This window comes from Rhizobium sp. SEMIA 4085 (genome assembly GCF_013004495.1).
GTDB classification, from domain to species: Bacteria; Pseudomonadota; Alphaproteobacteria; order Rhizobiales; family Rhizobiaceae; genus Rhizobium; species Rhizobium gallicum.
Window position 1 is genome coordinate 1 of the sequence record NZ_JABEPH010000321.1, and the last position, 7,145, is coordinate 7,145.

Sequence of the window (7,145 nt, forward strand, 5' to 3'; positions counted from 1 at the left end):
GTACGGGCACAACGCGGTCGCCTTCTTCTTGACGGCCGGCTTCCTCGCAATGCTCTATTACTACCTCCCCGTCCGGGCGCAGCGGCCGATTTTCTCCTACCGGCTTTCAATCCTGAGCTTCTGGGGCATCACGTTCTTTTACATGTGGGCCGGCTCCCACCATCTGCACTACACAGCGCTTCCCCACTGGGTCCAGACGCTCGGCATGACTTTCTCGGTAATGCTGCTGGTGCCGTCCTGGGCGTCGGCCGGCAACGCGCTGCTGACGCTCAACGGCGCATGGCACCGGGTTCGGGACGACGCGACGCTGCGCTTCATGATGGCAGCTGCGGTCTTTTATGGACTCTCGACGTTCGAGGGATCGTTCCTTGCCATCAGGCCGGTGAACTCGCTGTCGCACTACACGGACTGGACTGTTGGTCACGTCCATGCCGGAGCGCTCGGATGGGTCGCGCTGATCACTTTCGGCTCGCTCTACACACTGGTGCCCAGCCTTTGGAGGCGCGAGCGCATGTACTCGGCGTCTCTCGTCGAAGTGCATTTCTGGCTGGCGATCGCCGGAACGGTGATCTACGTCTTCGCGATGTGGAATTCTGGCCTCATCCAGGGCCTGATGTGGCGGACCTATACCGGGGAAGGCACGCTTGCCTATTCGTTTGTCGACTCTCTCGTGGCGATGTATCCATACTACATCGCCCGCGCTTTCGGGGGCCTGCTCTTTCTCCTGGGCGCCATCGTCGGCTGCTGGAACATCTGGATGACGGTTCGGTCCGCGCCGCTTACTGTAGCGCGTGAAGGGGATACGCCTGTCGTCCCCGCTTCCATGCCGGGGGAATGACGATATGCCGGAACTCTTCCATCGCAAGCTTGAGCGTTCCGCGATCGGCTTCGTGATCGCAATCATTGCGGCTGCGAGCGTCGGCGGCATCGTCGAGATTGCTCCTCTCTTCACCATCGACGAGACGGTCGAGGAGGCCCGGGACATGCGGATGTACACGCCGCTGGAGCTCGCAGGACGCAACATCTACATCCGTGAGGGATGCTATGCCTGCCACAGCCAGATGATCCGGACGCTCCGTGACGAAGTGGAGCGTTATGGTCCTTACTCGCTGGCCGTCGAGTCCCGGTATGACCGTCCGATGCTCTGGGGTTCCAAGCGCACAGGACCGGATATTGCGCGCATCGGCGGCAAGTATTCTGACGTCTGGCATGTCGCTCATCTCACCAACCCGCGGGATGTCGTTCCCGAATCGAACATGCCCGCTTATCGCTGGCTGGCGCGGAACCGGCTGAAGATGGAGGACCTGCCGCAACACCTTGCGGTGCAGCGTACCCTTGGCGTTCCGTATACTGATGAGATGATGGAAAACGCCGCGCGGGACGCCTACGGCCAGGCAACTCCCGACACGGACTTTGCCGCCGGTGTTACTGAGCGTTACGGCGAGGAAACGCAGGTGAGCGTATTCGACGGCGTTACCACCCATGTCACCGAGATGGACGCGCTCGTCGCTTATCTGCAGGTTCTCGGCAGACTTACGGGAGCAGCATACGAACATACCGCAGCTCCCGAAAAGAAACCGGATCCCGGAAACTGAAGGCGGAGGATTGTCATATGGACCTGGACCACGACGCCGTCGTCGCTTTCTCCAAGAGCTGGGGTCTTTTCTATCTGATCGCCCTTGCCCTCGGGGTGATCGTATACACCTTCTGGCCGTCGAACCGGACGCGCTTCGACCGAGCCAAGCACAGCATCCTCGACCGGGACGACACGCCATGGAAGTGAGTGAACGCGATCCTGTTAGCGGCCGCGAGACGACCGGCCACGAGTGGAATGGCATCAAGGAGCTGGACACACCCGTTCCGCGCGGCGTCCTCATATTCTTGATCGTGACTCATATCTGGGCAATTGCCTGGTGGTTTTTCGTGCCGGCTTGGCCGCTGGGAACGACCTACACCAAGGGCGTTTTCGGGATCGACCAAAAGACGACGGTCGAGGCCCAGGTCGTCGAGGCACAGCACGCCCGATCCGGCTGGATGAGCCGCATCGGGACCGAGCCCTATGACGCTATTCTCGCGGACGAGGCCCTAATGGAGACCGTGCGCAATACCGGGCGTCAGCTCTTCGGCGACAATTGCGCGGCCTGCCACGGCAGGGACGGGAAGGGGCGCGCCAACTACCCCGACCTCACGGACGACGACTGGCTCTGGGGCGGAGGTCCACAGCTCATCGAACAGACGATGCGCGTCGGCATCAATACGCGGCACCCGGAAAGCCGGATCGGGCAGATGCCGGCCTTCGGACGCGATCAGATGCTCGACCGCTCGCAGGTCCGGAACGTGGCCGCCTACGTCTATTCGCTGGCCCACCCGGACTATTCGACGCCGGAGAACGTCGAGCGCATTAAGGCCGGGCGCGAAGTGTTCATCACGACCTGTGCCGCCTGCCATGGGGAAGACGCCGAGGGGAAAAGGGACGTCGGCGCTCCTAACCTCACCGACTCCTCCTGGATCTACGGCGGCGATCTGGACACGATCGTTGTCTCCGTGCACGGCGGCCGGCAGGGCCACATGCCGACCTGGGACGAAAGGCTGACGACGGCCGAGATCCGGACGTTGGCGCTCTACGTCCATGACCTGGGGACGCAACAGCCATGACCGCGCACATGAAGAGATCCCGAACGAAGTGGCTCCTATGGGCACTGATTCCTGTGGGGCTGCTTTTGGTGGCCGGGGCGAATGCGCACCTGGTTTACGTCGCTGTTCAGTCGCAGCCTGACTGCGTCGAGCACTCAAAGTCAGCAGGCGACGGTCACGGTTATCGTGCCGCCAAGCCGGCATGCTGAGGGAGACAAGAGATGGGCGAGACCGACAAGTCATACTGGCTGCTTAGCGAGACGTCGGGCATCGGAGAAACGCGAGATCCGCGCCTTAAGCGAGGGCTGCCGGTTTTTGAGGGATTTCGTTGGCTCTCGGCGGGTTGGCGGGGTTTCTGGGTCCGGCCAGCTGCGAGCCTGGCATACGGGGTCGGCGTCTTCCTTCTCTCTGTCGCGTTCGTTTGGATGCTCGTCGCGTTCGGACTCGACTACATCCTGTTTCCCGCCCTGGCGGCATTCATGATCGTTGCCCCGTTTCTGGCGATCGGCCTCTATGAGAAGAGCCGATCGATCGAAGAAGGCAGGCGGATCGGTTTCGCATCCATGCTCTTTGCGCGCCCCCGCGCCGGCGCGCAGGTGTTTTTCGCCGGCCTGCTGCTCTGCATGCTCGTGCTTTTGTGGATGCGTGCCGCCGTTCTTCTCTACGCGCTCTTTTTCGGTGTGATGGCATTTCCGGGCCTCGACCACATTGTCAGCATGCTCTTCGGCACGGCTTATGGCTGGACAATGCTTGTGGTGGGGACGGCGATCGGAGGCCTTTTTGCGGCCTTTGCCTTTGCCGTCAGCGTCTTTTCCGTGCCGATGCTCCTTGACCAGCGTGTGGATGCGCTAACCGCTATGGGCTCGAGCATGAAGCTGGTATGGAATAACCTCTCGCCGATGGTAGCCTGGGGGGCGATGCTGCTTGCGCTATTTGCAGCCTGCGTGGCCACGGGCCTCGTCGGGATGATCGTAATCTTCCCGCTGCTAGGCCACGCCACCTGGCATGCCTACAGGGCGGTGGCACGTTCTGAGGGAACTGGATGATGAGCTGCTGTGCGCCGGGAAGTGAAACCAGGCCGCTGCCGGCGCCGCAGCAAGAGAGTTCCGCGCGCGAGATCGTACTCGCGAGCCGCGACCTCGGTGATGGCGTGTTCCAGACCGATCTCTCGGTGCCGCAGGCGCGCTGCGGCGCCTGCATTGCTGCTATCGAAAGCGCGTTGCACCGCCTCGACGGAGTCATTGCAGCACGACTGAACCTGACGTCCCGGCGCGTCGCCGTGAAATGGAGGGGCCGCGCCCCTCCGATGATCGACGCATTGCAGGAGGTCGGGTACGACGCCTGCCTTGCGGAGCCGGAGGACCGAGGACGCGATCCCGAGATGTCCCGATTGTTGCGGGCAACGGCGGTTGCGGGTTTCGCCGCCATGAACATCATGCTTTTGTCCGTGTCGGTGTGGTCGGGGGCCGGGACCGGGACACGGAATGCCTTCCACCTGATCTCCGCGCTGCTTGCCGTACCCGCCGTCGCTTATTCCGGTCGGGTGTTCTTCGTTTCAGCGTGGAATTCGATGAGAAAGCGATCGGCCAGCATGGACGTTCCGATCTCCGTGGGTATCCTGCTGGCTTTGGGACTGAGCCTCTACGATACCTTTGCCAGAGGACCGCACGCCTATTTCGACGCGGTAACGTCGCTGATCTTCTTTCTCCTTGCGGGACGCACGCTGGATCATGCGATGAGGCAGAAGGCGCGGATGGCCGTTGCCGGTCTTGCCCGCTTACTGCCGAGGGGCACCACGGTGATCGCAGCGGACGGGAGCCGCGAGCTTCGCGAATTGACGAAGATCGAACCAGGAGACATGATTTTCGTGGGGCCAGGCGACCGCGTACCTGTGAACGGCACGGTCGTTTCTGGCGCGAGCAGCCTGGATGTTTCGGTGGTGACAGGGGAGTCGACGGCCCAACGCGTTCGCCCTGGTACAGCCGTGCTTTCGGGCGCGCTCAGTCTTGATGGCGCCCTTACCGTCCGCGCTGACAGGCGGGCGCGCGATTCATTCCTTGCCGACATGGTAAGGCTGATGGAGGCGGCAGAGGACGGCCGTGCCCGCTACCGCCGCATCGCCGATCGCGCGGCGGCGCTTTACTCACCTGTCGTCCACCTGCTCGCGACGGCGACCTTTGCCGCCTGGATGCTGCTGACGAGCGATTGGCATCAATCGATCACGGTGGCGATTTCGGTCCTCATCATCACCTGCCCCTGTGCGCTTGGCCTGGCCGTGCCTATGGTCCAGGTCGTTGCCGTGCGCCGGCTGTTCGACTTCGGCATCGCCATCAAGGACGGCAGTGCGTTGGAGCGGCTCGCCGAGGCCGACACTGTGGTTTTCGACAAGACAGGGACACTCACAACCGGTGTCGCGCGCGTCGTCGAGCACACCGTTGCGCCCCAGGCCCTGGGCGCCGCACCGGCGCGCGCCGCGCTTTCAAAACACCCCGCGGCGCGCGCTGTCACCGCGCTGCGGCCTGCCGAAGTTGAAGTCGAGGATTTTCGCGAGATTCCAGGTTATGGAATCGAAGGCTGTATCGACGGAACCGTCTATAGGCTGGGGCGGGAGGAGTGGGTCGCCAGCGGCACGTTCGATAACTCGAAACAGGCAGACGTGTGGCTTTCGCGCAGCGGCCAGCGCGCGGGCTGGTTCGCAATCGCGGACGAAGTGCGGCCCGGCGCCAAAGCCGCAATCCAAATGCTGGCAGGCCACGGACTGGCAACCGAGGTCCTTTCGGGCGACCGTCCCACGGAGGTCGAAAAGGTCGCCGTCGCGCTGAACATCACGGAACACCGCCACGGCGCCGCCCCCGATGACAAGGTCGAGCGCCTGAGGGAACTGGCAGCGGCAGGCCGCCACGTCCTGATGGTAGGCGACGGGCTGAACGATGCCCCGGCGCTTTCGGCCGCGCATGTCTCGATGGCGCCCTCGTCGGCCGCCGATGTCGGACGGAACGCTGCGGATCTCGTGTTCCTGGGCACGAACCTGGAGGCCATCCCGCAAGCGATCAGCGTTGCGCGAGCCGCCGCGGGTTTGGTGCAACAGAACTTCGCGCTTGCCGCCGCCTACAACGTCCTGATCGTCCCAGTCGCCGTCACAGGCCATGTCACGCCTCTCATGGCGGCAATTGCGATGTCGACGTCATCGATCCTCGTGGTCGGCAATGCCTTACGCCTGTCAGGCGATACGGGCTCGTCCCGGCGTTCTATTCGCGGGCTCGAACTCAAAGGAGTTGTCCAATGAGCTATCTCATGTGGCTCGTGCCAATCGCCTTGGGCATGGGGGCCGTCGGCCGCATGGCGTTCCTGTGGTCGATGCGTAGCGGCCAGTACGACGATCTTGACGGGGCTGCCGAAAGGGTGCTGCTGACAAACGCTGCGGACGCTCCCCTTCGCGACAAGAAGTGGGAGGACATGGAACACGCGTCGAGCAGACATCGTTTGTCTAAAGTACAACAAGGAGGACAGCTGTCATGACCAGGTCTGCTGACAGACCGTTCGATTGGGTAGCAGCGCTGGCGTTGATTTCCGGGGTCGCCGTCATCATACACAGTCTTGCTGCTTTGGCTGCGTGCCTACTGGCGGTTGCTTCTGCACTCTATTAGCAATGCCGTGATCGCTTTTTGAAAGCGGTTTCCTATGCCTTTAATGTGGTGCACTTTTAAGCGTCACTGACATAGATGGCGGTGACATCGCTGCCCCGCCAGCCGCCGGACATTCAGGCCGAGTTTCGGTCACGGCTTCAGGTCTCGCGCTTGGCCAGATTCGCGAAGTTCCTTAAGTGTCTTGCCTACGCAACTGCCTCCATCCTCACCACCAGTCGCTTTTGCCTGTCCGCCCAACGTTATCGTACCGGCAATTCGATCTGACGCCACGTATGTCGCCAAACCGTCTTGCGAAATCCTCGAGACATAGAAGGCGTGATACGTATCTTTGTACTTGCAATGGATGACCAGCGGAAACTGACCAAAAGGATCGTCTTCGGCGCGAACATCAGTGGCCTGAGAAAGTGGAAGAGGTGCGCCGGCGGCTACCGTTGCGACGACCAATTTGAGCAATCCATTTGACCATCGGCGAGATGCGTATGTCATCGGTCCAAACCCCTGTGCTATTCAGATGAATTTCCAAAAGGCGTCTGTTGCCATTCTTCCTCGGCGGGGGTCGTCCTGGTTCAGGATCTCGCCGTGCTGCGAACCGCTCGTTAGACAGGGCCATGAGGGTTCCCGGTCAAGCAGTCGAACCAATCGTTGCAGTTTGCCGTTGTAGCGAATGATGCGTCTTTCGCGGAGCTTGGTCAAGGAGCGGGCGACGGTTTCGATTGTCAGTCCAAGATAGTCGGAGCGGTCCAATTCGAGACATCATCGTGTCAATTCCGGTTCTCCTGGATAACGTCCGGCCAGCTCCCGAACGAAGGCCGCGACACTTTTCAACGCGCTTTGTTCTGTCTAGAGCGACAAACACAATGCTAC

At 61.8% G+C, this 7,145-nt stretch carries 10 protein-coding genes; 8 read left to right on the top strand and 2 right to left on the bottom strand.

The genetic code is table 11. The annotated features are described in order from the left end of the window. The 8 genes from C9413_RS24875 to C9413_RS34285 form a co-directional block, all read left to right on the top strand. Positions 1 to 838: cbb3-type cytochrome c oxidase subunit I (locus C9413_RS24875; protein ID WP_170251037.1), on the top strand; the 838-nt coding region annotated here is incomplete at its 5' end. A gap of 4 nt (positions 839 to 842) precedes the next feature. After that, positions 843 to 1,595, top strand: a complete 753-nt coding sequence (ccoO, locus tag C9413_RS24880) for a cytochrome-c oxidase, cbb3-type subunit II (RefSeq protein ID WP_039845890.1) — start codon at positions 843 to 845, stop codon at positions 1,593 to 1,595. Positions 1,596 to 1,612: 17 nt separating this feature from the next. Continuing rightward, positions 1,613 to 1,783: a CcoQ/FixQ family Cbb3-type cytochrome c oxidase assembly chaperone gene (locus C9413_RS24885; RefSeq protein WP_039845889.1), complete on the top strand. Its 171-nt coding sequence runs from the start codon at positions 1,613 to 1,615 to the stop codon at positions 1,781 to 1,783. Further along, the gene (gene ccoP, locus C9413_RS24890) at positions 1,774 to 2,655 is read left to right on the top strand and encodes a cytochrome-c oxidase, cbb3-type subunit III (protein ID WP_039845888.1); all 882 of its coding nucleotides are present in this window, start codon (positions 1,774 to 1,776) and stop codon (positions 2,653 to 2,655) included. The genes C9413_RS24885 and ccoP overlap by 10 nt, the downstream gene beginning before the upstream one ends. A 200-nt stretch (positions 2,656 to 2,855) precedes the next feature. Next, entirely contained in the window at positions 2,856 to 3,680 is an 825-nt protein-coding gene (locus C9413_RS24895; RefSeq protein WP_170251038.1) for a DUF2189 domain-containing protein, read from the top strand. After that, positions 3,680 to 5,920, top strand: a complete 2,241-nt coding sequence (locus C9413_RS24900) for a heavy metal translocating P-type ATPase (RefSeq protein WP_170251039.1) — start codon at positions 3,680 to 3,682, stop codon at positions 5,918 to 5,920. The genes C9413_RS24895 and C9413_RS24900 overlap by 1 nt, the downstream gene beginning before the upstream one ends. Further along, the gene (gene ccoS / locus C9413_RS24905) at positions 5,917 to 6,153 is read left to right on the top strand and encodes a cbb3-type cytochrome oxidase assembly protein CcoS (protein ID WP_170251040.1); all 237 of its coding nucleotides are present in this window, start codon (positions 5,917 to 5,919) and stop codon (positions 6,151 to 6,153) included. The genes C9413_RS24900 and ccoS overlap by 4 nt, the downstream gene beginning before the upstream one ends. Continuing rightward, complete coding sequence (locus C9413_RS34285; protein ID WP_281408674.1) at positions 6,150 to 6,281, top strand: hypothetical protein; 132 nt, start codon at positions 6,150 to 6,152, stop codon at positions 6,279 to 6,281. Before ccoS ends, C9413_RS34285 begins: the two co-directional genes overlap by 4 nt. Positions 6,282 to 6,410: 129 nt before the next feature. On the opposite strand, the gene C9413_RS33795 is transcribed toward C9413_RS34285, so the two are convergent. Together C9413_RS33795 and C9413_RS33800 are read right to left on the bottom strand one after the other, a co-directional pair. Next, positions 6,411 to 6,767, bottom strand: a complete 357-nt coding sequence (locus C9413_RS33795) for a hypothetical protein (RefSeq protein WP_082046563.1) — start codon at positions 6,765 to 6,767, stop codon at positions 6,411 to 6,413. A gap of 21 nt (positions 6,768 to 6,788) precedes the next feature. Further along, positions 6,789 to 7,025, bottom strand: a complete 237-nt coding sequence (locus C9413_RS33800) for a helix-turn-helix domain-containing protein (protein ID WP_052451597.1) — start codon at positions 7,023 to 7,025, stop codon at positions 6,789 to 6,791. Positions 7,026 to 7,145: the final 120 nt, after the last annotated feature.